This window comes from Rhodococcus sp. FH8 (assembly GCF_019266085.1).
Taxonomy (GTDB): domain Bacteria; phylum Actinomycetota; class Actinomycetes; order Mycobacteriales; family Mycobacteriaceae; genus Rhodococcus_F; species Rhodococcus_F qingshengii.
This window is the reverse complement of sequence record NZ_LPNQ01000063.1, coordinates 1-1,065: the sequence shown is the minus strand read 5'-3', so window position 1 is coordinate 1,065 and position 1,065 is coordinate 1. Positions and strand designations below refer to the sequence as shown.

The 1,065-nt window shown below is 61.6% G+C and carries 2 protein-coding genes; both read right to left on the bottom strand.

All coding sequences use genetic code 11. From position 1 onward, the window contains the following. The coding region (locus tag ATN38_RS14035; RefSeq protein WP_218748152.1) for a 2-keto-4-pentenoate hydratase at positions 1 to 686 on the bottom strand (686 nt) is incomplete at its 3' end. Positions 687 to 728: 42 nt separating this feature from the next. Next, positions 729 to 1,065, bottom strand: a 337-nt coding sequence (locus tag ATN38_RS14030) for an aldehyde dehydrogenase family protein (RefSeq protein WP_218747372.1), incomplete at its 5' end; no start/stop codon positions are given.

Genomic DNA, 1,065 nt, shown 5'->3' with positions numbered 1-1,065 from the left:
GCGGCACCGGCCAGAATTACCTGACCGGCGCGCAACGGAATTCGGCGTCGGCGGGCGATGTCGAGCAGTGCATGCAAAGCGCGCGCCGGATCGCCGAGAATGGCCGACGTGGAACCGACTACCGTCTCACCGCCGACTTCCATACGTACGGAACGGTCTTCGACGTTCTGTAGCGGCAGCCACCGCCCGATCACGTATCCGGCAGCGCTGGTGTTGTCAGCGACGACGTCGGTGTAGGTGAAGCGGAAGTCGCGATAGCGCGAGTCGATGATCTCCATTGCGGGAGCCAGCGCGTCGACGCAGGTTTCGATGTCGACGTTCGGATCGTCGAGATCGACGTCCTTCGACAGGCGGTATGCCACTTCGGGTTCGATCTTGGGATGAATGAACGTCCTCAGGTCGACTTCGCCGCCGTTGCTCACGCACATCGCGTCGGTCAACTGACCGACGATCACTTCGGAGACACCCATCTGCGCCATCTTCGCTTGGCTTGTGAAACCGAGCTTGATACCCACAATCGATTCGCCACGGCTGGTCCGCCGTTCGAGGAGTTCGTTCTGGATCCGGTAGGCCTCGTCGATGTCGATGGTGTATTCGTCGGCGAGGCTCGGGGTGTCGGTGCGAGTCTGCGCAGCGTCGTCGAGGCGACGCGCGAGCGCGGATACGGTGTCTTCGGGGGCTGTCATCACGCCTCGCTCATTTCTGGAAAACTTTTGCGGTTTCGATGTTCACAGTTGCACACATACATTCGTCGGTTCGGTGTAGAAGTGCAGCGAGGACTCGCCGCCCTCACGTCCGATGCCGGACAGGCCCATACCGCCGAAGGGAGATCGCAGTTCGCGGGTGAACCACGTGTTGACCCAGGAGATTCCGACGTTCATCTTCTGCGCGACGCGGTGTCCGCGGCGCAGGTCGTTGGTCCACACAGAGGCAGCGAGGCCGTACTCGGTGTCGTTTGCCAAGGCGATCGCTTCTGCCTCGGTATCGAACGGGATGAGTGCTGCGACGGGTCCGAAGATCTCCTCGCGCACGACGCGATTCTTGTTGGTCAAGCCAGTCCACAGC